General features: G+C 71.2%; 20 protein-coding genes and 1 riboswitch. Of the genes, 7 read left to right on the plus strand and 13 right to left on the minus strand.

Features of this window, described 5'->3' with window-relative positions:
- Positions 1-5: 5 nt before the first annotated feature.
- The 7 genes from ACIBZJ_RS07145 to ACIBZJ_RS07175 all read right to left on the minus strand — a co-directional run bounded on the left by ACIBZJ_RS07145 (position 6) and on the right by ACIBZJ_RS07175 (position 7,743).
- On the minus strand, positions 6-959 hold the full coding sequence (locus ACIBZJ_RS07145) for an ABC transporter ATP-binding protein (RefSeq protein ID WP_395926506.1): 954 nt from the start codon (positions 957-959) through the stop codon (positions 6-8).
- Positions 956-1,825: an ABC transporter permease gene (locus ACIBZJ_RS07150; protein WP_395926509.1), complete on the minus strand. Its 870-nt coding sequence runs from the start codon at positions 1,823-1,825 to the stop codon at positions 956-958. The genes ACIBZJ_RS07145 and ACIBZJ_RS07150 overlap by 4 nt, the downstream gene beginning before the upstream one ends.
- Positions 1,822-2,769 carry an ABC transporter ATP-binding protein gene (locus ACIBZJ_RS07155; RefSeq protein ID WP_395926511.1) on the minus strand — a complete coding sequence of 316 codons (948 nt, stop codon included), beginning with the start codon at positions 2,767-2,769 and terminating at the stop codon, positions 1,822-1,824. The genes ACIBZJ_RS07150 and ACIBZJ_RS07155 overlap by 4 nt, the downstream gene beginning before the upstream one ends.
- A 208-nt stretch (positions 2,770-2,977) precedes the next feature.
- Entirely contained in the window at positions 2,978-3,547 is a 570-nt protein-coding gene (locus ACIBZJ_RS07160; RefSeq protein WP_395926513.1) for a Uma2 family endonuclease, read from the minus strand.
- Positions 3,548-3,648: 101 nt separating this feature from the next.
- On the minus strand, positions 3,649-4,383 hold the full coding sequence (locus tag ACIBZJ_RS07165; RefSeq protein ID WP_395926515.1) for a Uma2 family endonuclease: 735 nt from the start codon (positions 4,381-4,383) through the stop codon (positions 3,649-3,651).
- Between the two features lie 67 nt (positions 4,384-4,450).
- The gene (locus ACIBZJ_RS07170; protein WP_395926517.1) at positions 4,451-6,544 is read right to left on the minus strand and encodes a 3-hydroxyacyl-CoA dehydrogenase NAD-binding domain-containing protein; all 2,094 of its coding nucleotides are present in this window, start codon (positions 6,542-6,544) and stop codon (positions 4,451-4,453) included.
- Positions 6,541-7,743, minus strand: a complete 1,203-nt coding sequence (locus ACIBZJ_RS07175) for a thiolase family protein (protein ID WP_395926519.1) — start codon at positions 7,741-7,743, stop codon at positions 6,541-6,543. The genes ACIBZJ_RS07170 and ACIBZJ_RS07175 overlap by 4 nt, the downstream gene beginning before the upstream one ends.
- A gap of 181 nt (positions 7,744-7,924) precedes the next feature.
- A riboswitch (ZMP/ZTP riboswitch) is annotated at positions 7,925-8,017 on the plus strand.
- A 29-nt stretch (positions 8,018-8,046) separates the two neighbouring features.
- Between ACIBZJ_RS07175 and glyA the strand changes: the two genes are divergently transcribed.
- The gene (gene glyA, locus ACIBZJ_RS07180; RefSeq protein ID WP_395926521.1) at positions 8,047-9,303 is read left to right on the plus strand and encodes a serine hydroxymethyltransferase; all 1,257 of its coding nucleotides are present in this window, start codon (positions 8,047-8,049) and stop codon (positions 9,301-9,303) included.
- Positions 9,304-9,368: 65 nt separating this feature from the next.
- Here glyA and ACIBZJ_RS07185 read toward each other — a convergent pair whose 3' ends face one another.
- Positions 9,369-10,640: a ribonuclease D gene (locus tag ACIBZJ_RS07185; protein WP_395926523.1), complete on the minus strand. Its 1,272-nt coding sequence runs from the start codon at positions 10,638-10,640 to the stop codon at positions 9,369-9,371.
- A 253-nt stretch (positions 10,641-10,893) separates the two neighbouring features.
- Between ACIBZJ_RS07185 and ACIBZJ_RS07190 the strand changes: the two genes are divergently transcribed.
- Both ACIBZJ_RS07190 and ACIBZJ_RS07195 read left to right on the plus strand, forming a co-directional pair.
- Positions 10,894-12,066: a trypsin-like peptidase domain-containing protein gene (locus ACIBZJ_RS07190; protein ID WP_395926525.1), complete on the plus strand. Its 1,173-nt coding sequence runs from the start codon at positions 10,894-10,896 to the stop codon at positions 12,064-12,066.
- 57 nt (positions 12,067-12,123) lie between these two features.
- Positions 12,124-12,975: a hypothetical protein gene (locus ACIBZJ_RS07195; RefSeq protein WP_395926526.1), complete on the plus strand. Its 852-nt coding sequence runs from the start codon at positions 12,124-12,126 to the stop codon at positions 12,973-12,975.
- A 63-nt stretch (positions 12,976-13,038) separates the two neighbouring features.
- Here ACIBZJ_RS07195 and ACIBZJ_RS07200 read toward each other — a convergent pair whose 3' ends face one another.
- Positions 13,039-13,617 (minus strand): DUF3000 domain-containing protein, encoded by a 579-nt coding sequence (locus tag ACIBZJ_RS07200; RefSeq protein WP_395926527.1) that lies wholly within the window; start codon positions 13,615-13,617, stop codon positions 13,039-13,041.
- 174 nt (positions 13,618-13,791) lie between these two features.
- On the opposite strand from ACIBZJ_RS07200, the gene hemE reads away from it, so the two are divergent.
- Positions 13,792-14,928, plus strand: a complete 1,137-nt coding sequence (hemE, locus tag ACIBZJ_RS07205; protein WP_395926528.1) for a uroporphyrinogen decarboxylase — start codon at positions 13,792-13,794, stop codon at positions 14,926-14,928.
- On the opposite strand, the gene ACIBZJ_RS07210 is transcribed toward hemE, so the two are convergent.
- Complete coding sequence (locus tag ACIBZJ_RS07210; protein WP_395926529.1) at positions 14,918-15,916, minus strand: DUF4349 domain-containing protein; 999 nt, start codon at positions 15,914-15,916, stop codon at positions 14,918-14,920. The genes hemE and ACIBZJ_RS07210 overlap by 11 nt on opposite strands.
- A 202-nt stretch (positions 15,917-16,118) precedes the next feature.
- Here ACIBZJ_RS07210 and hemG point away from each other — a divergent pair, with 202 nt between their 5' ends.
- Together hemG and hemQ are read left to right on the plus strand one after the other, a co-directional pair.
- Complete coding sequence (gene hemG, locus ACIBZJ_RS07215) at positions 16,119-17,582, plus strand: protoporphyrinogen oxidase (RefSeq protein ID WP_395926530.1); 1,464 nt, start codon at positions 16,119-16,121, stop codon at positions 17,580-17,582.
- Positions 17,575-18,291, plus strand: coding sequence for a hydrogen peroxide-dependent heme synthase (gene hemQ, locus ACIBZJ_RS07220; protein WP_395926531.1), 717 nt, complete (start codon positions 17,575-17,577; stop codon positions 18,289-18,291). The genes hemG and hemQ overlap by 8 nt, the downstream gene beginning before the upstream one ends.
- Before the next feature lie 37 nt (positions 18,292-18,328).
- Here the strand turns inward: hemQ and msrB are convergent, their stop codons facing one another.
- The 3 genes from msrB to ACIBZJ_RS07235 all read right to left on the minus strand — a co-directional run bounded on the left by msrB (position 18,329) and on the right by ACIBZJ_RS07235 (position 22,865).
- Positions 18,329-18,748: a peptide-methionine (R)-S-oxide reductase MsrB gene (gene msrB / locus ACIBZJ_RS07225; RefSeq protein ID WP_395926532.1), complete on the minus strand. Its 420-nt coding sequence runs from the start codon at positions 18,746-18,748 to the stop codon at positions 18,329-18,331.
- A 27-nt stretch (positions 18,749-18,775) separates the two neighbouring features.
- Positions 18,776-21,436 carry a lamin tail domain-containing protein gene (locus ACIBZJ_RS07230; protein ID WP_395926533.1) on the minus strand — a complete coding sequence of 887 codons (2,661 nt, stop codon included), beginning with the start codon at positions 21,434-21,436 and terminating at the stop codon, positions 18,776-18,778.
- Positions 21,437-21,518: 82 nt separating this feature from the next.
- Positions 21,519-22,865 carry a class I SAM-dependent methyltransferase gene (locus ACIBZJ_RS07235; protein WP_395926534.1) on the minus strand — a complete coding sequence of 449 codons (1,347 nt, stop codon included), beginning with the start codon at positions 22,863-22,865 and terminating at the stop codon, positions 21,519-21,521.
- A 238-nt stretch (positions 22,866-23,103) separates the two neighbouring features.
- On the opposite strand from ACIBZJ_RS07235, the gene ligD reads away from it, so the two are divergent.
- Positions 23,104-24,147, plus strand: a complete 1,044-nt coding sequence (gene ligD / locus ACIBZJ_RS07240; RefSeq protein WP_395926535.1) for a non-homologous end-joining DNA ligase — start codon at positions 23,104-23,106, stop codon at positions 24,145-24,147.
- Positions 24,148-24,150: the final 3 nt, after the last annotated feature.

Raw genomic sequence — 24,150 nt, forward strand, 5'->3', positions numbered from 1 at the left:
TGGTCCTAGCCCCCGATCAGGTACGAGAAGACGCTTTCCAGGGATTCGTCGGCGGGCAGCACCCGCAGGAGCCGCACCCCCGCGCCCCGGGCCGCGGTCGGCAGAGCCGACGTGAACGCGCCGTAGTCGCTGGCCCTCACCAGGACACCATCCGACTCCAGTTCGACGCCTGAGACCGACGTCAGGGCCAGCAGCGCCACCCCCAGCGTCCGGTCGTCGCTCGACGAGAGCCGGAACTCGTGCGGACGCTGGGTCATCAGCCGCCGGATCGCCCGGTGGTCGCCCGAGGCCGCCAGCCGCCCGGCCACCATCACCTGGATCGACTGGGAGACCTGCTCGACCTCCTCCAGGATGTGCGAGCTGAACAGGACCGTGCGTCCGTCCTCGCCCATCTGGTGCAGCAGGTGCATCAGCTCCAGCCGCTGCCTCGGGTCCATGCCGTTGAACGGCTCGTCCAGCAGCAGCACCGCGGGGTCGTGCACGAGCGCCGCGGCGACCCGGGCCCGCTGCCGCATGCCCTTCGAGTACGTGGCGACCCGGCGGTCGGCGGCCGGGCCGAGCCCGACCATCGCGATCGCCTTGTCGGCGGCGGACCGGGGGTGCGACAGGCCGTGCAGCGTCGCGGTCGCCTCGACCAGCTCGCGGGCCGACAGGAACCCGTACGTGTCCTCGCGGTCGACGACCAGGCCGAGCGTCCGGTAGATCGCCGGGTTGCGCCAGACCGGTGCGCCCTGCACCAGGATCTCGCCGCGCGACGGCGCGAGCAGCCCGGCCATGACGTGCAGCAGCGTGGTCTTACCGGCTCCGTTGGGGCCTAGCAGGCCGGTGACGCCGGGGCCGATCGCCATCGTGATGTCGTTGACCGCGACGACGTTGCCGAACCAGCGCGACACACCGCGCACGTCGATCGCGGGAGCCTGCGGGGGAGCCTGGGGCTCGGCCAGAACTTCGCTGGTCATGCCGGAACCTTTCGGTATCGGACCACCAGCAGCGCGGTGCAGGCGGCGACGACGACGACGAAGTAGACGGCCAGCAGCGGCCCGTGGGCGATCCGGTCGCCGCCGGAGAAGTTCCCGTCGCCCCCGGCATAGAGCCAGGTGGCGAGGTAGTTCAGGGCGGTCGGCGGGTTGGTCATCGAGACGAATTCACTGGTTCCCTGATTGACGTCGAGGGCCTCGGTGAACGCCACCGCGGGCGTCGTCACCAGGAACACCGCGACGATCGCCGCGGCCGCGACCGCCCGGCGCCGGACCAGCGACGCGATCAGCAGGCTGATCGACGAGAGCACCAGCGCGTGGGTGGCCGAGTGGGCCAGGCCGGCGCCGAAGTCGCCGGCGGCGTGCCAGACCCCGGTGGCGCCCTTGCTCGTCGACAGCGCGGCTCCCGCGAACATCAGCGTCACCGGCGCGGCCAGCACCAGGAACAGCGCGGTGATCAGGCCACCGAGCCGGGCCAGCGCGTAGTCGGTGCGGCGCAGCGGCCGCGCGAAGTACAGCGAGAGCGCCCGGGTCTGCTGGTCACGCGACGAGAGCTCGGGCGCGACCCCGGCCAGCAACAGGATCGACAGGAACGTCACCTGGTCGACGAACTGCGGGCTGGTCGCGATGTTCTGCTTGGTCTGCGACTCGATCACGGTGATCATCAGGCCGACGGCCAGGATGATCCCCATGATCGACCAGGTGTAGATCTTCGCCTTGATCCCGCGTCCGAGGCCGAACGCCGTGCGCAGCGAGTGCACGTACAGCGTGCGGAACGCGTAGCCGCGGCCCAGCCGCGGTCCGGTGTACCGCTGGTACCCGAGATCGTGAATGACGCCGGTGGTCATGCCGCACCCGCTTCCGATGGGCCCGAGAACAGCTCGGCGACCCGGTGCCGGCGCTGATCGAGCCGGTGCAGGGCCAGATGGAGGTCGTCGACCGCGTCGAGGATCAGGTCGTACGTCCGGTCGTCGACGAGCGGCACGAAGACGGTACGCCCGTCCTGCCGGGCGTCCGCGCCCCGGGAGATCAGCAGCTGCACCAGCGCTTCCGCGTTGGTGTCCACCTCGATCACGAGTTCGTTCTGGCCGGCGGTCATCGTGTCGACGCGGTCGGCACGGAGCAGCCGGCCGCCGTCGAGGGCCACCAGGTAGTCGCAGATCCGTTCGATCTCGCCGAGCAGGTGGGAGCAGATGACGACCGTGATGCCGAACTCGGTGCCGATCCGGCGGACGAGGTCGAGCATCGCGTCGCGTCCGGCCGGGTCGAGGCCGTTGGTCGGCTCGTCGAGCAGCAGCAGGTCGGGGTCGTGAACCAGGGCCTGGGCCAGCTTCACCCGCTGCTTCATGCCGGTCGAGTAGCCACCGATCTGCCGGTAGCGCTCCTCGTAGAGCCCGACGTGGCGCAATGTCTCGGACGCACGCTCGCGGGCGGTCGTCTTCGGCAGGCCGCTCATCCGCCCGAAGTGCGTGACCAGTTCGGCCGCGCTGAGGTCGGGCGGAAGGCAGTCGAACTCGGGCATGTAGCCGACCCGGGCGCGGATGAGCTCACCGTCGACGGTGGGATCGAGTCCGAGTACCTGGATGCTGCCGCTGGTCGGTTCCAGCAGCCCGAGGACGATTTTCAAGAACGTCGACTTCCCGGCGCCGTTCGCACCGACGAGGCCGACCACACCGCCGGCGGTGTCGGTACCCGACACCGCAGCCGAGTCGATCGTGACGGACAGGTCGTCCAGGGCCCGTACGCCACCGTCGTATTGTTTCGCCAGGGATTGAGTCGTAATGACGGTCACGGCCGGTAACTGTAGGGACCCCGAGCTCGTCCGCACATCGGGAATCCCCCCGACCGTGACCCTTACTCGAAAGTCTTGTTCCGGAGCGGGTCGCCGGGCGGATGACGCGGGGCCGACGTGTGCAGGGAACAAATGGTGCGTTCGGTCCGGAACGAGGCTCTGGAAGTGGCCCGTTGCCCGCGGGGGTGTCACGCGGGCAACGGGCAGTTCAACGCCAGAGCGCGGGATCGATCTGGATCTGGAACGGCTCTTCGATCGTGAACAGATCGCGGTGCTCGGTGGGCTTCTCGTACGTTTTGTTGCTGCCGAGCCGGTAGGCGTAGACGACGACCTCGGGCTCGGTCTCCAGCCGCAGGTAGAGCGGGATGCCCCAGGCGGCGTAGATCGCGACCTTGGTCGTGCGGTCGGGCGTGTAGGAATGCCGGGACACGACCTCGGCGGCGACCGACACCTCGTGCGGATGCGCCCAGCCGCGATGGGCGCCGCGTCGGGTCAGCTCGCGCGGGACCACGAGGATGTCGGGTGCGCGGAGTTCGGCGACGACCCGGCCGTCGTAGATCCGTACCTCGCCTTCCTGTACCGGCCAGTACTGGCTCGGGCACTGCTCCTCGAGGGCGTTGGCCAACCGGCGGCACGCCTCCTGATGCCAGAACGTCGGCCGGGGCGAGACGACTAACCGGCCGTCTTCGATCTCGTAGTGCACACCCTCGGGTACCTGCACGAGTTCTTCGTCGGACCATCCGTCCGGTGGTTCGTAAAGTCCTACCGCGGCTGTCATGCCGGACACCGTAGGGACCGGCGTGTGCCCCGGTGATCCCTCGGCGTATCGGCTCACGTCCGGAACGCATCAGGCGGACGCCAGGTGTATGCAGCCGCCGGTCAGCGCAAGGATTCCAGCTCGATCCGCACCGGAAACGGATCATCGGTCGCGAATATCGCCGTGTGCTCGAGCGGAGTCCGATATAGACCGGTCTCTTTATCCAAGCGATATTCGTACAGCGCAGGAATCGGCTTCGGTTCGATTCGCAGATAGAGCGGGATCTTCCATTCCGCGTAGAGCCCGACCTTCGTCATCCGGTCGGAGATGCGCGACGAACCGGAGACGACCTCGAGGACGAATACGGCGTCCTTCGGCTCGATCCAGCAACAGTTGGCCTCAGCCGTGGTCAACTTCCGAGGTACGACCATGAGGTCGGGCGAGCGCGCCTGTTTGACGTTTCCGTCCTCGTAGATCCGAATCTCGGCGTCCTGCAACGGCCACCAGTCGTCCGGGCACTGCTCCTCGACCATCTTGTTGGCCAGGTAGGCGATTCGTTGATGTTCGAAGGTCGGCCGGGGGGACACGGTGAGAATTCCGTCCTCGATCTCGTACCGGAGCTTTTCCGGGAGCGCATCCAGGTCCTCCTCGGGCCATCCGATGACGACGTCGTCCTTTTCGAGGTACGGGTCGTAGGAGCCTACGGCTGCAGTCATGAAATCGACCCTAGTAAACGGCTCTCCCGTCTCGGCATCCATCGGCGAGTGTGTGGAAATCGCGCGGTATACGCGCTCGCGGAGGCGCGCTTTTTCCACAGCTCGCGCCGGATCCGGTTCGATCGACCATTCGTCGTCCACAGAACGAGCCTAAGCCTTGACGGCAGCGGCCCGGCACCCCTGGAGGGATACCGGGCCGCGGGCAAAATCACGCCGGGAGGCTGGCCACCCCGGGCGCCAGGAACCGCTGACCCGTGACCTTCTCGGACACGCCGGCGCGGTCCAGGTACGGCGTGATGCCGCCGAGGTGGAACGGCCACCCGGCGCCCAGGATCATGCACAGATCGATGTCCTGCGCCGCCGCGACGACGCCCTCGTCGAGCATCAGCCGGATCTCCTCGGCCAGCGCGGCGAGAGCCCGCTCGCGGATCTCGTCCGCGGTGGGACCGCCGTTGCGCGGACCGTAGAGCGCGGCGACCTCGGGGTCGACGACCGGCGCCCCGCTCGACCAGTCGAGGAACGCGGTCTTCCTGGCGTCCACGACCTTCCGCATGTTCTCCGACACGTAGAACCGCGAGGGGTACTGCCTGTGCAGCGTCTCCGAGACGTGCAGCCCGATCGCCGGCCCGACCAGCTGCAACAGCAGCAGCGGGCTCATCGGCAGCCCGAGCGGCTCCAGCGCCCGGTCGGCCTCGAGGAACTCGGTGCCCTCGTCGATCGCGCGCGTGACCTCGCCCAGGAACCGCGTGAGCAGCCGGTTGACGACGAACGCCGGGGCGTCCTTCACCAGTACGCACGACTTGCCGAGGGTCTTGCCGACCGAGAACGCGGTGGCCAGCGAGGCGTCGTCGGTCTGCTCGGCCCGGACGATCTCCAGCAGCGGCAGCACCGCGACCGGGTTGAAGAAGTGGAACCCGACGACCCGCTCCGGGTGCGCCAGCGTCGACGCCATCTCGGTGACCGACAGCGAGGAGGTGTTCGTCGCGAGGATGCACTCCGGCGAGACCACGGCCTCGACCTCGGCGAACACCTGCTGCTTGACGCCGATCTCCTCGAACACGGCCTCGATGACGAAGTCCGCGTCGGCGAACGCGTCCTTGGTCAGCGAGCCGGTGACCAACGCCTTCAATCGGTTCGCCTTGTCCGGGGACACGCGCTTGCGCAGCAGCAGCTTGTCGATCTCCTCGTGGACGTACGCGACGCCCTTGTCCAGCCGGGCCTGGTCGAGGTCGGTGAGCACCACCGGCACCTCGAGCTTGCGGGCGAACAGCAGCGCGAGCTGACCGGCCATCAGACCGGCGCCGACGACGCCGACCTTGGTGACCGGCCGGGCCAGCTTCCGGTCGGGCACCCCGACCGGCCGCTTCGCCCGCTTCTGGACCAGGTCGAACGAGTACAGGCCGGCCCGGAGTTCGTCGCTCATGATCAGGTCGGCCAGCGCCTCGTCTTCGGCGGCGGTGCCGTCTTCGAACGACGCGGTCTTGGCCGCCGCGATCAGGTCGAGCGCCCGGTACGGCGACGGGGAGGCGCCGTGCACCTTGCCGTCCGCGACCGCGCGTCCCCAGGCGACGGCGTCGTCCCACGCCTGGCCCCGGTCGACCGGCGGACGCTCGACGACGACGTCACCGCGGAGGACGCCGGCGGCCCACTCCAGCGACCGCTCCAGGAAGTCGGCCGGGTCGAACAGCACGTCGCCGATGCCCAGCTCCAGGTACTGCGCGGGCTTGAGCATCTTGTTCTGGTTCAGCGCGTTCTCGACGATCACCTTCACCGCGTCACCGGAGCCGATCAGGTTCGGCAGCAGCCACGTGCCGCCCCATCCCGGCACCAGCCCGAGGAACACCTCGGGCAGTGCGAGCGCGGCCGCGCCGGACGAGATCGTCCGGTAGTCGCAGTGCAGGCCGATCTCGATGCCGCCGCCCATGGCGGCGCCGTTCACGAACGCGAACGTCGGAACGCCCGCTCCGCGCAACCGCGCGAACGCCTGATGTCCGAGGCGACCGATCTGCAGCGCCTGGTCGCGGTTCGTGATCCGGGGGACGCCGTCCAGGTCGGCGCCGACGGCGAAGATGAACGGCTTACCGGTGACCGCGATCGCCTTGACGCCCGGGGTGTGGGCGTCGATCTCGTCCATCGCCGCGGTCAGGGCAGCCAGCCCGCCGGGTCCGAACGTCGACGGCCGGGTGTGGTCCTTGCCGTTGTCCAGCGTGATCAGCGCGATCTCGCCGTCCAGGTCGGGCAGCGTGAGGAAACGGACGTAGGCCTGGGTGACGACCTCGTCGGGGAACTCCAGCGCGGTCACTTGCCACCCTCCCAGTTCGGGTTCTCCCAGATGACCGCCCCGCCCATGCCGATGCCGATGCACATCGCGGTGAGGCCGTACCGCACGTCCGGACGCTCCGCGAAGTGCCGCGCGAGCTGGGTGAAGAGCCGGACGCCCGAGGACGCCAGCGGGTGGCCGACGGCGATCGCGCCGCCCCACGGGTTCACGCGCTCGTCGTCGTCGGCGATGCCGAAGTGGTCGAGCAGCGCGAGGACCTGCACCGCGAACGCTTCGTTCAGCTCGAACAGTCCGATCTCGTCGATGCTCAGACCGGCCTTGGCCAGCGCCTTCTCGGTGGCCGGCACCGGGCCGACGCCCATCACCTCGGGCTCGACGCCGACGTAGGCGAACGACACGAGCCGCGCGCCGATCGGCAACCCGAGGGAAACGGCGACGTCCTCGGCGGCCAGGATGCTCGCGGTCGCGCCGTCGTTGAGCCCGGCCGCGTTGCCCGCCGTGACCCGGCCGTGCGGGCGGAACGGCGTCTTCAGGGTGGCCAGGCCCTCCAGCGTGGTCTCCGGGCGCGGTGGCTCGTCGGCGACGGCGAGGCCCCAGCCCTTCTCGGCGCTGCGGGTGGCCACCGTGACGAGGTCCTGCTGGATCTTGCCGTCGGCCAGCGCCTTCGCGTACTTCTGCTGGCTGCCGAGGGCGAACGCGTCCGCGCGGGCCTTGGTGAGGTGCGGGAAGCGGTCGTGCAGGTTCTCCGCGGTCTGGCCCATGACCAGCGCGGACGGATCGACGATCCGCTCGGAGAGGAACCGCGGGTTCGGGTCGACGCCCTCGCCCATCGGGTGGCGGCCCATGTGCTCGACGCCACCGGCGATCGCGACGTCGTAGGCACCGAACGCGATGCCACCGGCGACGCTGGTCGCCGCGGTCATCGCACCGGCGCACATCCGGTCGACGGCGAAGCCGGGAACCGACTTGGGCAGACCGGCCAGCAGCGCGGCGGTGCGGCCGATCGTGAGGCCCTGGTCGCCGGTCTGGGTGGTGGCCGCGATCGCGACCTCGTCGACGCGCTCGGGCGGCAGGGACGGGTTGCGGCGCAGCAGCTCGCGGATGGTGCGGATCACGAGGTCGTCGGCGCGCGTCTCGGCGTAGATCCCCTTGGGTCCGGCTTTGCCGAACGGGGTGCGGACGCCGTCGACGAAGACCACGTCACGGCTCGGACGGGACACAGGTCCTCCACGAATTCGGCAGTGGGTTCCTCGAATGCTACTCGCGGGTAACACTGCCCGGTAACGAGCGGGCGGCGTGTGACGCGGCACACCGCTCATGTAACACCGCGCCGGGTGCCCCCCGGGGGTGCCGCGGCGCGGCGACAGCCGGCATCGGCCCGTGCGGGTCACCGACTAGGGTGGGTGCCGTCGTGACTGGCGCAGTCTGAGGTGGAATCGACCACCGGGAAGCGACACCGACCCGTACGAAACACCGTGCGCCTGGGTGGGCGGGGCTGACCAACCCTCAGCGAGGAGCCGTCGATGACGCTCAACCAACCCGCCACACCCCATCTGGACGCCGAAGACCCCGACGTCGCCCGTCTCATCGAGGACGAGGCCCAGCGCCAGCAGGACTCGATCCGGCTGATCGCGTCCGAGAACTACGTGTCGGCCGCGGTGCTGGAAGCCACCGGGAGCGTGTTCACGAACAAGTACTCCGAGGGCTACGCCGGCAAGCGGTACTACGAGGGCCAGCAGTTCGTCGACCCGCTCGAGGAACTGGCGATCGCCCGCGCCAAGGCCGTCTTCGGCGTCGAGCACGCCAACGTGCAGCCGTACTCCGGCTCACCCGCGAACCTCGCGATCTACCTGGCGCTGCTGCAGCCGGGCGAGACCGTGATGGGCATGGGGCTCCCGAGCGGCGGCCACCTCACGCACGGCTGGAACGTGTCGGCGACCGGCAAGTGGTTCAACGCCGTGCACTACGGCGTCCGCAAGGAGACCGGACGCGTCGACCTGGACGAGGTGCGCGACCTCGCTCTGCAAGAGCGCCCGAAGCTGATCTTCTGCGGCGGCACCGCCGTCCCGCGGACGATCGACTTCGCCGGGTTCGCGGCCATCGCGAAAGAGGTGGGTGCGGTGCTCGCGGCCGACATCGCGCACATCGCGGGCCTGATCGCCGGGGGCGCGCACCCGTCGCCGGTCGGGCACGCCGACATCATCTCGACGACGACCCACAAGACGCTGCGCGGGCCGCGCGGCGCGATGCTGATGTCGACCGAGGAGTACGCGAAGCCGCTCGACAAGGCCGTGTTCCCGGGCCTGCAGGGCGGACCGCACAACCACACCACCGCGGCGATCGCGGTGGCGCTCAAGGAAGCGCAGACGCCCGAGTTCTCGACCTACGCGCACCAGGTCGTGGCGAACGCCGCGGCGCTGGCCTCCGCGTTGCTGGAGCGGGGCTTCGATCTCGTCTCGGGCGGCACCGACAACCACCTGATCCTGGCCGACCTGACGCCCAAGGGCATCGGCGGCAAGCCGGCCGCGAAGGCACTCGACCGGGCCGGCATCGAGTTGAACTACAACACGGTGCCGTTCGACCCGCGCAAGCCGTTCGACCCGTCCGGTATCCGGATCGGCACCGCGGCCGTCACGACCCGCGGTCTGACGCCGGCCGAGATGCCGCAGGTCGCCGACTTCATCGACCGGGCGATCGCCGCGTCCGGTGACGAGCCCGCGCTGGCCGCGATCGCGGGCGAGGTCCGCGAGCTCCTCGGCAGCTTCCCCGTCCCGGCCTGAGCGAGGACGTCCCCGCCTGAGCGATCAGAATTGGATCGGGCTCGCCGAGCGAGCCCGATCCGCTCTCACTCCGTGGCCAGTGCCTCGAGGAGGCCCGGGCCCACCAGACCGATCTGCCATTCCCGGGCGCCGTGGGTGCGCAGGGACTGCTCCACGCCGTCGAGCGAGAGCGGCTCGGGCGGGCTCCAGCACAGACGTCGCACGGTGTCGGGGGCGATCAGGTTCTCGGCCGGCACGTTGTGCTCGGTCGACAATCCCGTCACCACGGCCTTCGCCCGGGTCAGCCGTCCGGCCGCGGCCGGGTCGCGGTCGGCCCAGCGGTGCGCGGGCGGCGGACCGTCCCCACCGGTCGCGGTCGTCGGCAACCCGCCCTGCGGCAGCGCCCGGGCCTTGCCCAGCGCGTCGAGCCAGGTCGACGCCAGCCGCCGCGTCGCCCGGCCGGAGTACACCGGCAGCGACAGCAGCGCCCGCTCGTCGGCCGGGTCGGCCTGGGCCGCCGCGACGATCGCCGAATCCGGCAGCACCCGTCCCGGCGCCAGGTCGCGGCGCCGGGCGATCTCGTCGCGGGCCTCCCAGAGCGCCCGCACCCGGGCCAGCCCGCGGGCCGTCCGCACCCGGTGGATGCCCGACGTCCGGCGCCAGGGCTCGGCCCGCGGTGCCGGCGGTTTGCTGGCGACGAGCGCCGCGAACTCCTCCTCGGCCCAGGCCTGTTTCCCCTGCCGGGTGAGTTCCTCGGCCAGCGCGTCCCGCAGCTCGACCAGCAACTCCACGTCGAGCGCGGCGTACGTGAGCCACTCGACCGGCAGCGGCCGGGTGCTCCAGTCGGCCGCCGAGTGGCCCTTCTCCAGCGTCCGGCCGAGCACCCGTTCGGTCATCGCGCCGAGACCGACACGTTCGAAGCCCGCCAGCCGCCCGGCGAGTTCGGTGTCGAAGAGCTTCCGCGGACGCAGGCCCAGCTCGGCCAGGCACGGCAGATCCTGCGAGGCCGCGTGCAGCACCCACTCGGTGTCGACGATCGCCGCGTCGACGACCGCGAGGTCGTCGAACGGCAGCGGGTCGATCAGCACCGTGCCGCCGGCCTGCGCTCCACCGCGGCGCAGCTGGACCAGATAGGCCCGCTGCCCGTACCGGTAACCGGATGCCCGCTCGGCGTCGACCGCGACCGGTCCGGCCGCCGACGCCAGCCGCGCCGCCGCCTCCGCGAGTGCCTCGGCTGTGTCCACCGGATCGGGCGTGCCGTCCCGCGGCACGAGCAGGGGAACGGGAGCCGGTGGCTCGTTTTCCGGCGTTTCCGGTTGCTGTGTCCCGCCTGCACCAGGGTTCGCCGCGTCGTTCACGCCCTCACCGTAGCGAGACGCTCGGTCGCGGTGGGTGTCGGCACGCTCTGGACGTCCTCCGGACGGCTGTCATCACCCTCCTACGGGCGGCGGATAGGCGTCGGATGGACGTCAGAACGCGTTTCTCGTGTCGACCGGCTCGACCCTGCTCGCTACGGTGAGTTCCGTCCTTAGGCGTGAGCTGTGTGTGCAACCTGTCACCACGTCGCGCAGCCTGGAGACACAACTGGTCGGACCTGAAGGGCAGCTCACGATGTCAGACCGCGGAGACGAGTCCTTCGCCGCACCTTCTTCGTCCGGTGCGCCCACCGGTCCGTTACCGGGCCCCCGGCCGCCGACGAGCGGGTGGCCGCAGACGCCCCCGCAGAGCTACCGCGGGCCGGGTGTGCCGCCGCCGACGCCGAGTCAGACCACCGGCGCGTTCGGGTCCCCGGCCTACCCGCCGGGCAACCAGACGACCGCGGTGTCGTCCCCGCCGTACGGCGGTCCCGGCCCGACGCCGGGTGGCCCCGGGTACGCGTCCGGCGGGCCCGGGTACGCCTCGGGTGGCCCCGGGTACGCGTCCGGCCCTGGGTTCGAGTCCGGTGGTCCCGGCTCGCCGTTACCCCCGCGCCGGCCGTCCGACCGACGCTCCGCGCCGCGGTCGCTCGCGATCGGTTCGTTCCTCCTGACGCTGATCCTGCTGGTCGTCGTCATCGTCCAGACCGTGATGCTGGCCGGTCTCTCCGGCGACGTCGACAAGGCCCGCACCGCCCAGACCCGGGCCGAGTCCGCCGCGTCCAAGGACCGCGAGGACGTCGGCAACCTGACCAAGCGCATCCAGGCGCTGGAGGAGCGCACCGAGGGCACGCTCAACTCGACCGCGGTCGCCAAGAAGGTGCTGCCGTCGGTGTTCAGCGTCCGGGCCGGCCAGGCCACCGGCACCGCGTTCGCGTTCGGCAAGGCCCCGAACGGCGGCACGCTGCTGATCACGAACTACCACGTCGTCGACTCGCTGGTCTCCAGCGGCGGCAAGAACGCGACGATCCAGCGCGAGTCGGAGACCTACCAGGTCACGATCGACCGCACCGACAAGCAGCGCGACCTGGCCGTGCTGCGCACCACCGCGAAGTTCGAGCCGCTGAAGCCGGCCAAGGTCGCGGTCGAGCCCGGCGACCCGGTGATCGTCGTGGGTGCCCCGCTGGGCCTCACCGACACCGTCACGACCGGTGTGGTCAGCGCGGTCCGCGACGACGTCGAGGGCCTCAACACCCGGGTCATCCAGTTCGACGCCGCGATCAACCCCGGCAACTCCGGTGGCCCGGTGATCAACGCCGAGAGCGAGGTCGTCGGCATCGCCCAGGCCAAGATCATCGCCGAGGGTGCCGACGGCCTCGGGCTCGCGATCCCCATCAACGAGGTCTGCAAGGGCCTCATCTCCTGCTGATCCGAATCCCCGCACCCCCGCCGCACCGTCCGCCACGCGAACCACCAGGAGGCTCCCGTGTCCAATCCGGGCTACGGCAACCAGGGCGGCCCCTACCCGCCTGGCTCTCCATATCCGTCCGACCCGCAGTACGGCCAGCCGGCTCAGCCCGCGGATCCCTGGGCCCAGCCGGCCCCGGGCCCGTACCCGGCGGGCCCGACGCCGGGCAGTGAGTACGCGGCACCGGTCTCCGGCGCCGAGTACTCGGTGCCCGGCTACGCGCCGCCCCAGTCGGCCCCTCCGGCCCCGCCCGCCTCGACCCCGCCGTCGTCGGCGCCTCCCGGTGGCTACGGCACGGTTCCCGGCGGGTATCCGTCCGGCGGGTATCCGGCCGGCCCGTACCAGACCGGCCCGATCCCGACCGGTGGCCTCAATCCGCCCGGCAGCGGCGGTCCGGGGTACGCGACCGCGCCGTTACCCGCCGGCGCCGAGGTCGGACCGGCCGGCTACGGGCAGCCGCCCGCGAACCGCAACCGGGCGGCGATCGTCCTCGGTGCGGCCGCCGCCGTGCTGCTGGTGCTCAGCCTGGTGATGACCGGGCTGTTCATCACCAAGAACAACAAGCAGAACGACACCCAGGCGAAGCTCACCTCGGCCGAGCAGACGATCGACGAGCGCGACTCCACGGTCAAGACGCTGGAGAAGGATCTCCAGGAGACGAAGACCAAGCTGACGAACACCGAGCAGCAGCTCAGCGGGACGCAGCAGTCGCTGGGTCAGACGAACTCTGATAAGCAGATCATCTCGCAGTGCCTCAAGCTGGTGATCCAGACGATCGACGCGATCAACGCCGGCAACCAGGCCCAGGTCGACTCGCTGATCAAGCAACTCGACGCCCCCTGCAACAAGGCAGAGTCCCTGATCAAGTAGCACCACCGCTGCTTTGCCTGAAGCTGGAGCCCGCCGCGGGCGTCGCCCTCGGCGGGCCGTGCACTAGGCAGAGTTGTTGTTGTGGGCGGTTAGGACGGTGATTCCGGGGGGCGGGAGGCCGGCGGTGGAGGCCAGCAGGCCGCACCAGGCGTCCAGGTGGGGTGCGAGGTCGACGGAGGCGTCGAGCATCGGCGTCCAGGACGCCCGCACCTCGACGTCGGAGCTGGTCGGCGGCCCGGCGAGGTCACCGAACCGGGTCGAGCTCACCTGGGTGACCGTGCCGCCGATCGCCGCGTACTTGGCCCCGGCCAGATCGAGCGCGTCGAGCAGCCAGCTCCAGCCGACCGCGGCCAGCATCGGATCGGTGCCCATCTCGGACTCCAGCTCGGCGGTCACGTACGACACCACCCGCCAGTGCCCGTCCCACGCCTCCTGACCGGACGGATCGTGGAGCACGATCAACCGGCCGGTGGCGACTTCCTCGTCACCGCGCAGAACGGTGCCGGACAGCGCGAAACTGCGGGGGGCGAGGCGCTGGGGAGCCGGGACCTCCTCGAGCAGAATTTCCGGCCGCGTGTGCACCGCGCGCAGCGACGCCACGGCGAGCTCGAACTGGTCAGGCTCGGCGCCGGTGGGGGCCATGACTCAAGAGCGTAGGGGGCGCGGCGGAGCCCGCGCAGCGCGGCGCGCCGGTCTGCCCGTCCCGGGCGCCGAACGGTCGGCCGGGCCCCGGCGCCTCCGGCCCGCCCTCGGCGCGTCCCCGGCGGCGGCTCCCGTCTCGTCGGTGCTGGACGTCGCCGTGAAACCATGGCCGTCATGACCGACACCGCAACGCCCCTCGGTGGCCCGCCGCACGCCGACGGCGGCCTCGGCTCCCAGATCGCCGCGCGGCAGGTCACCGTACGTGCGCCGGTGGCGGCCGAGCTCGCCGACGGGCCGTTCCTGCGCGCCTGCCGACGCGAGCCGGTGCCGCACACGCCGGTCTGGTTCATGCGTCAGGCCGGTCGCTCGCTGCCCGAGTACCGGAAGGTCCGCGAGGGCATCGGCATGCTCGATTCGTGCCGCCGCCCCGACCTTGTGACCGAGATCACGCTCCAGCCGATCCGCCGGCACGGTGTCGACGCGGCGATCTTCTACTCCGACATCGTCGTCCCGCTGGTCGCGATCGGCATCGGGCTCGACATCGTGTCCGGCGTGGGCCCGGTCATCGACGAACCGATCCGGACCGCGGCCGACGTCGAGCGTCTGCGGCCGCTCGATCCGGGCGACGTCCCGTACGTGACCGAGGCGGTCGGCTCGCTCGTCGGTGAGCTCGGCGCGGTGCCGCTGATCGGCTTCGCCGGTGCCCCGTTCACGCTGGCGAGCTACCTCGTCGAGGGCGGTCCGTCACGCACGCACGCCCGCACCAAGGCGCTGATGTACGGCGACCCGGAGCTGTGGCACGCGCTGTGCGGGCGGCTCGCGGCGATCGCGTCGGCGTTCCTGCGGGTGCAGGTCGAGGCCGGGGCGTCCGCGGTGCAGCTGTTCGACTCCTGGGCCGGAGCGCTCTCCGAGGCCGACTACCGCGAGTACGTCCAGCCGCACTCCGCGCGGGTGCTCGCGGAGCTCGCCGAGACCGGCGTGCCGAAGATCCACTTCGGCGTCGGCACCGCCGAACTGCTCCCGGCGATGGCGCAGGCCGGTGCCGACGTCGTCGGTGTCGACTGGCGGACGCCGCTGGCCGCGGCGTCGCGGCGGATCGGTCCCGACAAGGCGGTTCAGGGCAACCTCGATCCGGCCGTGCTGCTCGCCGACCGGAACATCGTCGAGCAGCACGTCGCGCGGGTGCTCGCCGACGGCGCCGCCGCGCCCGGGCACATCTTCAACCTCGGGCACGGCGTGCCGCCGGAGACCGACCCGGACGTTCTCACCCGGGTCGTCGAGCTGGTCCACGAGAGGTCGGTCAGGCCTTAGGGCCCACCGGCTCCTTCGGTGCCGGTGCCGGTGCCGGCGCCGGCGCCGGCACCGGTTCGGCCGCGGCCGGGGGAGCCGGCGGAACCGGGCGGCGCCGCGAACGGCGCAGCGCCCACCACGCCGGGACGCCGACCACCGCGATCGCGACCAGGAACGGCGCCAGCCAGCCCAGCACCATCAGCAGGACGGTGATCGTGCTGACGAACGCGTCCCAGCCGTTGCGCAGCCCCACCCACAGTCCGCGCTCCTTCTTCTTCGCGACCGGCGCGGGGGCGGACGGTTCGGTCAGCGTCAGCGTGATCGTGCTGTACGAGACCTGGTCGTTGATCGTCCGGCGGCTCGCCTCGGACGCCGCCAGCTCGCTCTCCCGGCTGGTCAGCTCACGTTCGATCTGGGCCAGTTCGGTGATCGAGGTCGCCCGCGACAGCAGCGCGCGGACCCGGTTCACGCTGAGTCGCTGCGCGGCGATCCGGGCGTCCAGATCGATCGTCGCCGTCTGCAGATCCTCGGTGCCCAGCCGCCGCGCGGTCTCTTTCCCGAGCCGGGCCAGGCCGTCCACCGTCGTGGTGAATTTCGCGGACGGGACGCGGAGCGTAAGCGTCGCGTAGAGCCGCTCGTCGGACACGTGCCGCTCGTCGCCGGAGATGTAACCGCCGGCCGCGAGCGTCGTCTGCACGGCGCGGCTCGCGGTGGCGGTGACGTCCTCGGCGGTGAGCGAGAGCGCGCCGGTGTAGACGAGCGCGCGCTTCGGGTTGCCCAGGGTCGTGGGCGTGCCCGGCTTCTGCCCCGGGACCGCCTCCTTCTGCGAGTCCGCCGGTGCCTGCGGTGCGGCGGCCTGGTAGCTCGGGGCCTCGCCGACCGTGTCGGCCCGGCCTCCGCTGGTGGACGAGGCGCTGTCGTTGCTCGAGTCGTTGCTGCTGCATCCGGCCAGCACCAGCACGGCGATGATCGACGCCGCCAGTAACGCAGCGGGCTTGCGGTTGTCCATGGTGGTCCCTCTGGTCGGGGGGCTGAGTGCCGATACGACGCCGCCACTCCCGCCGTGGTTCCGGCCGAAACCGGTTCGTGACCCGCGACCGACCCGGGGGACCGGCCCGCGGACGGCCGCGCATCGTGACGCTGCACACGTCTGCGGGATTCGGGACCGTCGTCCCCGGCGATCCGGACGGCGGGTGCGGCACGATGAATCCGTGCTGTTCGACGACCGATTTCCCCGACCGAGGCACGTGGTCGTGATCGGCGGTGGCATCGCGGGGCTGGCCGCGGCGCTCCGTCTGCGCGACACCGCCCCGGACGGGATCACGGTCACCGTGATCGAACAGGCCGGGAGCGTGGGCGGGAAGCTCCGCAGCGGCTCGGTGGCGGGCGTCCCGATCGAAGACGGCGCCGAGTCGTTCCTGCTCCGCGTTCCGGAGGCGCGGGCGCTGGCCGAGCGCGTCGGCCTGGGCGGCGACGTGGTCAGCCCGACCTCGGCCGGAGCCACCGTCTGGGTCGACGGCCGGCTGCGCGCGATCCCGGGCGGCAACGTGATGGGCATCCCGGCCGACCTGGAGGCGACCGCCGCGTCCGGCGTGCTGAGCGACGAAGGCCTGGCCGCGGTGCGCGCCGAGCCCGGACGCCCGGGCTCGCCGCTCGGCGAAGCGGACATCTCGGTCGGTGACCTGGTCGCCGACCGGCTCGGGCCCGAGGTCGTCGATCGCCTGGTCGAACCGCTGCTCGGCGGCGTGTACGCCGGTCGGGCCGCCAACCTCTCACTGCGGACGACGATGCCGGCACTGGCCGCGGGCCTGGCCGACCAGCCGTCGCTGATCCGGGCCGCACGGGCCAGCCGCGGCGCGGCACCCCAGGGCCCACCGGCTCCGGTGTTCGGCACCGTGCGTGGCGGGCTGTCGCGGCTGGTCACGACCGTCGCCCATGAGTCGAAGGCGGCGATCCGCACCGGGCTGCCGGTGCGCGGGTTGCGTCGCGCCGACGACGGCTGGCACCTCACGGTCGGCTCGGCCGGTCTCGGCGGCAGCACGACCGTGCACGCCGACGCGGTGGTGCTGGCGGTGCCCGCCGCCCCGGCGTCCAGACTGTTGACGGACGTGGACGAGGACGCGGCGAAGACCGTCGGGGTGCTGGACTACGCGTCGGTCGCGCTGGTCTCGTTGGTGCTGCCGGGCCGGCTGGCGTTGCCGCCGGGAACCGGCGCACTGATCCCCGCGAGTGCCGGACGCCTGGTCAAGGCCATCACGTACGTCTCCCAGAAGTGGGGGCACGTGCTCGAGGACTATTCCGGCGAGCCGGTGACCGTGATTCGCGCGTCGGTCGGCAGGCACGGGGAGGAAGCCGCGCTGCAGCGCGACGACGACGCGCTGATCGCGGCGGTGCGGGAAGAACTCACCACGCTGCTGCCGCTGCCCGGCGGGTGGCCGGTGCCGCTCGGGACGAAGCTGAACCGGTGGGGTGGCGCGCTGCCGCAGTACACGCCGGGGCATCTCGGCCGGGTCGCCGCGGTCCGGACCGCGCTGGCCGGTGAGCCGACGCTCGCGCTGGCCGGGGCCGCGTACGACGGGGTCGGTATCCCGGCCTGCATCCGTTCCGGGCAGGCCGCGGCCGATCAGGTACTGTCCGCGCTCGCAACCTTGAGAGGAGAACCCGTCCATGGCTGAGCCGTCCACGGGCCACAACCCGAACGCGCAGCGGATCCGGGAGCTCAACGACTCGATCCGGTACACGATGTGGTCGGTGTTCCGGGCCGAGACCCCGCTCCCGGCCGACCGCGTGGCGCTGAGTGCCGAGGTCGAGGAGCTGATCGAGCAGCTGGGCCAGAAGGACGTGGTGGTGCGGGGCGTCTACGACGTGGCCGGGCTGCGCGCCGACGCCGACCTCATGGTGTGGTGGCACGCACCGTCGTCGGACGCCCTGCAGGACGCGTACTCGCGGCTGCGGCGCACCGAACTGGGCCGGCACCTGCAGCCGGTGTGGTCGCAGCTGGCGTTGCACCGCCCGGCGGAGTTCAACCGGAGCCACATCCCCGCGTTCCTGGCCGACGAGAACGCCCGGGCGTACGTGTGCGTGTACCCGTTCGTCCGGTCGTACGAGTGGTACCTGCTCCCGGACGAGGAGCGCCGCGCGATGCTCGCCGAGCACGGCAAGATGGCCCGCGGCTACGCGGACGTGCGTGCGAACACCGTGGCGTCGTTCGCGCTGGGCGACTACGAGTGGATCCTGGCGTTCGAGGCCGACGAGCTGCACCGGATGGTCGACCTGATGCGCGACCTGCGCGCGTCGACCGCCCGGCGCCACGTCCGCGAGGAGATCCCGTTCTACACCGGCCGTCGTAAGCCGGTCACGGAGATCGTCGCCTCGCTGCCGTGAACGACGAAGGGCCCCCGTGGGGGCCCTTCGAAGCGGCTCAGGCCTTCTCGGGCTCGAGCGTCAGAGAAATCGAGTTGATGCAGTAGCGGTCGTCGGTGGGGGTCCCGTAGCCCTCACCGTGGAACACGTGCCCGAGGTGCGAGTTGCAGGCCGCGCAGCGGACCTCGACCCGCTTCATGCCGAGCGTGCTGTCCTCGATCAGGACGACGTTCTGCGCGTCCGACGGAGCGTAGAAGCTCGGCCAGCCGCAGTGGGATTCGAACTTGGTGTCCGAGCGGAAGAGCTCGGTGTCGCAGGCGCGACAGTGGTAGACACCGACGGTCTTGGTGTCCGTGTACTCGCCGGTGAAGGCCCGCTCGGTACCGGCCTCCCGGAGAACGTGGAACTCCTGCGGAGTGAGCTGAGCGCGCCACTCCGCATCCGACTTGACAACGGTCGGCTGCGTGTGCTGGGTCATGTACCCAAAAGTACCTGGACCTCGGATTTATTTCTGCGGCTCCGGCGGGCTGACCGACTCTTCCGGGGTCGGCTCCACGTCGATCTCCGGGGTCGCGTCGGGCTCCGGCCCGGGTGGGCGCGACGCGGCCGGTACCACCAGGTAGCCGACGATCGGGTCGTGGTCGGTCCAGCGCGCCGCGAACTCGCTCTGCGCGTGCACGACGTCCACCCTCGACGCGCTCAGCGACTTGCTGACCAGGACGTGGTCGAGCAGCATCGCGTTGCCCTCGACCAGCGTCGAGTACCGGTCGGCCGGGTCGAGCCGCGCCGCCGGGTCGCTCAGCACGCCACCGCCGGTCAGCAGCCCCAGCGTCGCCGAGTTCTCCGCGTCGGAGATGCCGCCGACGACCGCCACCGCGGCGTCCGGATCGAGACGGAGCAGCGAGTCGACGAAGCCGCGGATCACGGCGGCCTGGCTACCGCGCTGCTGCAGCGACGGGCTGTGCGGCGGTTGCACCCGGCCGAACAGCGGGTCGTCGCCGTTCGTGGTGACGAAGTGGTCGGCCAGCACGAAGACCGTGCGGCCGCGGAAGCGGAACTCGCCCGCCAGCGACTTGCGGGCGTCGTTGAACGCCGGGCTGGCGGTGGCGATCCGGCCGGGGGAGAGCGTCAGGCCGGGCTCGCCGTCGATCAGCTGCGCCTCGGTGGCGGTCGTGGAGTCAGGCGTCCCGCGGTCGACGAACGCCACCCGGGCCGGGTTGTAGAGGAAGCCCACGCGCCGGTTCTCGGCCCCGGACCCGTCGCGCCCGGCGACCGGGTCGATCTGGCGGTAGGCGTAGCTCGGCCCACCGGCGCTGCGGATCGCGTTCACCAGCGCGGTCCAGCCCCGGACGGCGCTGACCTGGTCGGTGTACGTGCGCCCGTCGTCGTCCGGCATCTCCTCGACGGCCAGGACGTCCGGCGCCCGCAGCGACTTCACGACGGTGGTGGCGAGCTGGCGGACCGGCTCGGGCTCGCCGGTCAGGTTGACCGAGCCGACGTTGATGCCGGCGACGGTCAGCTCGCCGGGCTTCGGGACCGGCGCGGTCTCCGGCCGGAGCTTGGCGCTGCGGCTGCCGGGCGTCGTCAGGACGTGGAGGCGGAAGTCGCCGCCGCCGTAGTCGAGTACGCCCTCGACCGGGCCGGGCAGCCGGTCGCCGACGTTCGCCACCGGAAGCGGCGTCAGCAGGTCGTCGAGCAGGACGCGTTCGGTGTTCGGGTCGGTGGGCGTGTAGCGCAGGCCGCCGCGCTTGGTCCGGGGCGACCCGGCGCCGCCGGGCAGCACCGGCAGCTGTCCATTCAGGCTGGTCGGGCCGAGCACGACCGGGTCGGTGATGCGGACCAGCATGCCTTCGAGCGATTCGTAGAAGTCGAGCGCGTTCAGTGAGGGCGCGAACAGCCGGTTGCCCTCGACGTCGCCGGGCGCGTCGGTGCGGATCGCGCTGGGCGGGGTGCGCCCACCCGGCCCGATCAGCACCGGCACCGGACGCCGGGCCGCGTTGCTGAGCACCGAGACCGTGGGCCGGATCAGCTCGGTCGTGGTCAGGTTGTCGCTGCCCGCGGAGCCGCCCGGCCGGTACTCGGTGACGGTTCCCGCGACCTGCACGGTGTCGCCGCTCTGGATGCGGGGCGCGGTGCCGGTGAAGACGAACAGCCCGTCGCTGGTCGAGGGATCGTCGTCGGGTTCCGGGTCCTGCATCCAGAACCCGGTGCGCCCGATCGCGGTGACGACGCCGGGCACGCTGGTGACCAGCCGGCCGGCGAGCGGCGACATGTGTGAACGGCCCTGGATGTCGGCGATGCGGGCGGTGCGGCCGGCGGTGTCGCCCTGGCCGCCGGGCGGCGACGGGGTGGCCGCGACGAAGTCGGCCGAGTTGTCGTTGGTGTCGATGCCGCCCGCGGAGCTCAGGCCCCCGATGCCGTTCTGCGGGTTCTGGTCGTTCTCGACCCCGGCCGGGCCGCCGGGGTCGTCCTCGATGCTCGACGTGCCCCTCCCGCTGGACACCTTGATGTCGCGGCGGATCGCGGCCGTGGTCGACGAGAGCGAGGGCGCCGGGCGCCCCTCGGCGTCCTCGGCGTTGCCGTACCCGACGAAGTCGCGGACGCCTTCCACCGTCGTGCAACTGGCCACGCAGTGCAGCGGGGCGGTGTTCTTGACCAGCGCGACCTTGCCGCTGGTGGAGCCCAGGTCGATCGAGCCCTTGACGTCGGCCGGGGGCAGGCGGGTGGTGCCGTTGCGTCCGCCGGCCTCGGCGACCAGGTACCGGCCGCCGGCCGGGATCCGCCCGGACAGCGCGGTGACCGCCCAGCTGCGGTTGCGTGGCGGCGCGAACTGGACGCTCCAGCCGGCCAGGTCGACCGGCTCGTCACCGCGGTTGATGAGCTCGACGTAATCGTTGGTCCAGATCGAGCCGGGCTCGCCGCCACCGCCGTAGACCTGGCTGATGACGAGGTCGGCAGGCGTCGACGCGGTGCCGATCGTGGACGACGTGGCGGTCGCGGTCAGTGCGACCGCGACGAGGAACGCGGGTACCGCGGACGGTAAGAGGAACGACGGCTGCCGCAGGACCTTCGCGAACGGGCCGCGACGTACGTGCCTCTGTGGGCGCTTCTTTACTGCATGTCGCGTTCGGTGCGCATGCCTCCCGCTCGTACGCTCGCGTCCCACGAGCGCACACGCTACCTGTGTAACCGGGAGCCGCGGGGGTGGGCGGCCGAGCCGACCACCCCCGCATCCTCCGAACGGCGGCTCAGTCGACCGTTGCGTACGACCTGCGGGTCGGCGGCATGGAACTGCGACCCTTCCGGTCCGGACGAACGGCCAGCACCTGGTGGATCGAGATCCGGTTCCGCTCGAACGCCAGTGCCGAACCGGCCATGTACAGGCGCCAGACCCGGGCCCGGCCGACCGATGTCAGCTGGACGGCCTCGGCCCAGTTCTGCTCCAGATTGCTCACCCAGGCCCGCAACGTCTTCGCGTAGTGCTCACGCAGCGACTCGACGTCCCGGACCTCGAAGCCGACGCTCTCCAGCCGGTCGGAGATCCAGCCGGGGGACTGCAGTTCGCCGTCCGGGAAGACGTATGCGGTGATGAACGTCCGCTCGGTCTTGCCCTGACGCCGGGATTCGAGGGTGTCGGTGACCGTCGGCGGCTGGGTGATCTGGTGGCTCAGCAGCCGGCCACCCGGCTTGAGCAGCCCGTACAGCAGCTCGGCGTACTGCTGCCACTGCCCGGTGCCGACGTGCTCGGCCATGCCGATGCTGGAGATCGCGTCGTACGGGCCGTCGTCGATGTCGCGGTAGTCCTGCTCGCGGATCTCGACCAGGTCGGCGACGCCGGCGGCCGCGGCCCGCTTGGCCGCGCCCACCGCCTGCTCGTGCGAGTTCGTGACGCCGACGACGTGGACGCCGTACTCGCGGGCGGCGTGGATGGCCATCGTGCCCCACCCGCAGCCGACGTCGAGCATCCGCATGCCCGGCTTCAGCCCGAGCTTGCGGGCGATCAGTTCGACCTTGTTGGTCTGCGCCTGCTCGAGCGTCGTGGTGTCGGCCGGGTCGTCGAGCTCCGGCCAGTAGGCGCAGGAGTAGGTCATCGACTCGCCGAGCACGAGCCGGTAGAACTCGTTGCCGACGTCGTAGTGGTGGCTGATCGCGGCGGCGTCCCGGCGGCTGCTGTGCAGCAGGCCGCCCTGTGGACGCATCTCCTCGGCCGGCGGCGCCGGGTTGGTGCCGATCGCGCCCAGCCGCAGCGCCGCGGCGAGGAGGATCCGGCGGTCCTGGTTGTCGAGATGCATGCCCTGCGTGCTGTCGAACAGGTGCAGCATCTGATCGAGCGCCTCGATGAAGTCGCCCTCCACCGTGAGGTCGCCCGACACGAAGGCGCGGGCCATGCCGACCTCGTTCGGGGACCAGACCAGGCGGCGCAGGGCTCGTCGGTTCCGGACCACGAGGGTCGGGCCATCCTCGCGCTCGGAGGGGCCGATCGAGCTGCCGTCCCAGGCCCGGATGCGGACCGGCGGTTCGGTGCCGAAGATCGTGGTGACGACGGGGCGTAACCGGTCGGCGACAGTTTCCTGCCGGTTAGCAAGGTACGTCATTGGTGCTCGTCCTTTCGCTCACCCACCGTGGCAAAACGGTGAAGTCACGAGATTGGCGCAACCTCAACTATGAGGTTGCTTAAACCAACTTCTTTTTCTGAATCATGCACCCGGAAGAGCAGTTGTCGAGCCGAATAAATACGGTGATCGCGCACACAGTCACCCGTGGTACCAGGGATTCCTCGCGTTGGGCAGCGGTTGACCGGCTGCGTGGACGCCCGGGCGGTAGCGTGCTGCCATGGCGTCACGAGCAGCGTCTCCGGCGGTCGAGGTCCCGGTCGGCGACAGAGTCGTGCGGATCAGCAACCCCGATCGGGTCTACTTCGCCGAGCCCCACGTCACGAAGCTCGACATCGTCGAGTACTACCTCTCTGTCGGTGACGGCATCGTGCGAGCGCTTCGCGAGCGCCCGTGCATGCTGCATCGCTATCCGGACGGGGTGTATTCCGCCGACGGCGCGGAGGGCGAGAAGATCTACCAGAAGCGCCTCCCGAAAGGGGCGCCCGACTGGGTCGAGAGCGTCCAGGTGAAGTTCCCCAGCGGACGCAGCGCGGACGAGTTGTGCGTGACCGAGCTCGCGTCGGTGGCCTGGGCGGTCCAGATGTCGACGGTGGAATTCCATCCCTGGCACTCCCGCCGCGCGAACACCGAGCAGCCCGACGAACTGCGCATCGACCTCGACCCGCAGCCCGGCACCGGCCTGGCCGAAGCGCGCCAGGTCGGCGGCGTCGTCCACGAGATCCTGGACGAGCTGGGCTGGGCCGGTTGGCCCAAGACGTCCGGTAACCGGGGGATCCACATCTACGTGCGGATCCGCCCCGACTGGACGTTCACCGAGGTCCGGCGGGCCGCCCTCGCGTTCGCCCGCGAGGTGGAGCGGAGGGTTCCGCAGCTGGCGACGACCGCCTGGTGGAAGGAGGAGCGCGGCGAGCGGATCTTCGTCGACTTCAACCAGAACGCGCGTGATCGAACGATCGCGAGCGCGTACAGCATCCGCGGGCGGGCCGGTGCGCTGGTGTCCACGCCGATCACCTGGGCCGAACTGGCCGACGTCGAGAGCGAGGACTTCACGATCCGTACGGTGCCGCCGCGCTTCGCCGAGCTGGGTGACCTGCACGCGGGCATCGACGACGTCGCGGTCGGCATCGAGCCGCTGCTGGAGTGGTCCGAGCGCGACGCGCGCGACCTCGATCTGGGCGACGCGCCGTACCCGCCGAATTACCCGAAGATGGAAGGCGAACCGATGCGGGTGCAGCCCAGCCGGGCTCGCAAGCAGGTGTAGGCC

It is taken from the genome of Cryptosporangium sp. NPDC051539 (assembly GCF_044454545.1).
Lineage (GTDB): Bacteria > Actinomycetota > Actinomycetes > Mycobacteriales > Cryptosporangiaceae > Cryptosporangium.

Bases quoted from the DNA above. Each gene is read 5' to 3' on its own strand.
- ACIBZJ_RS07145 (WP_395926506.1), bottom strand. From the start codon at position 959: ATGACCAGCGAAGTTCTGGCCGAGCCCCAGGCTCCCCCGCAGGCTCCC.
- ACIBZJ_RS07150 (WP_395926509.1), bottom strand. From the start codon at position 1,825: ATGACCACCGGCGTCATTCACGATCTCGGGTACCAGCGGTACACCGGA.
- ACIBZJ_RS07160 (WP_395926513.1), bottom strand. From the start codon at position 3,547: ATGACAGCCGCGGTAGGACTTTACGAACCACCGGACGGATGGTCCGAC.
- glyA (WP_395926521.1), top strand. From the start codon at position 8,047: ATGACGCTCAACCAACCCGCCACACCCCATCTGGACGCCGAAGACCCC.
- ACIBZJ_RS07190 (WP_395926525.1), top strand. From the start codon at position 10,894: ATGTCAGACCGCGGAGACGAGTCCTTCGCCGCACCTTCTTCGTCCGGT.
- ACIBZJ_RS07200 (WP_395926527.1), bottom strand. From the start codon at position 13,617: ATGGCCCCCACCGGCGCCGAGCCTGACCAGTTCGAGCTCGCCGTGGCG.
- hemE (WP_395926528.1), top strand. From the start codon at position 13,792: ATGACCGACACCGCAACGCCCCTCGGTGGCCCGCCGCACGCCGACGGC.
- ACIBZJ_RS07210 (WP_395926529.1), bottom strand. From the start codon at position 15,916: ATGGACAACCGCAAGCCCGCTGCGTTACTGGCGGCGTCGATCATCGCC.
- hemQ (WP_395926531.1), top strand. From the start codon at position 17,575: ATGGCTGAGCCGTCCACGGGCCACAACCCGAACGCGCAGCGGATCCGG.
- msrB (WP_395926532.1), bottom strand. From the start codon at position 18,748: ATGACCCAGCACACGCAGCCGACCGTTGTCAAGTCGGATGCGGAGTGG.
- ACIBZJ_RS07235 (WP_395926534.1), bottom strand. From the start codon at position 22,865: ATGACGTACCTTGCTAACCGGCAGGAAACTGTCGCCGACCGGTTACGC.
- ligD (WP_395926535.1), top strand. From the start codon at position 23,104: ATGGCGTCACGAGCAGCGTCTCCGGCGGTCGAGGTCCCGGTCGGCGAC.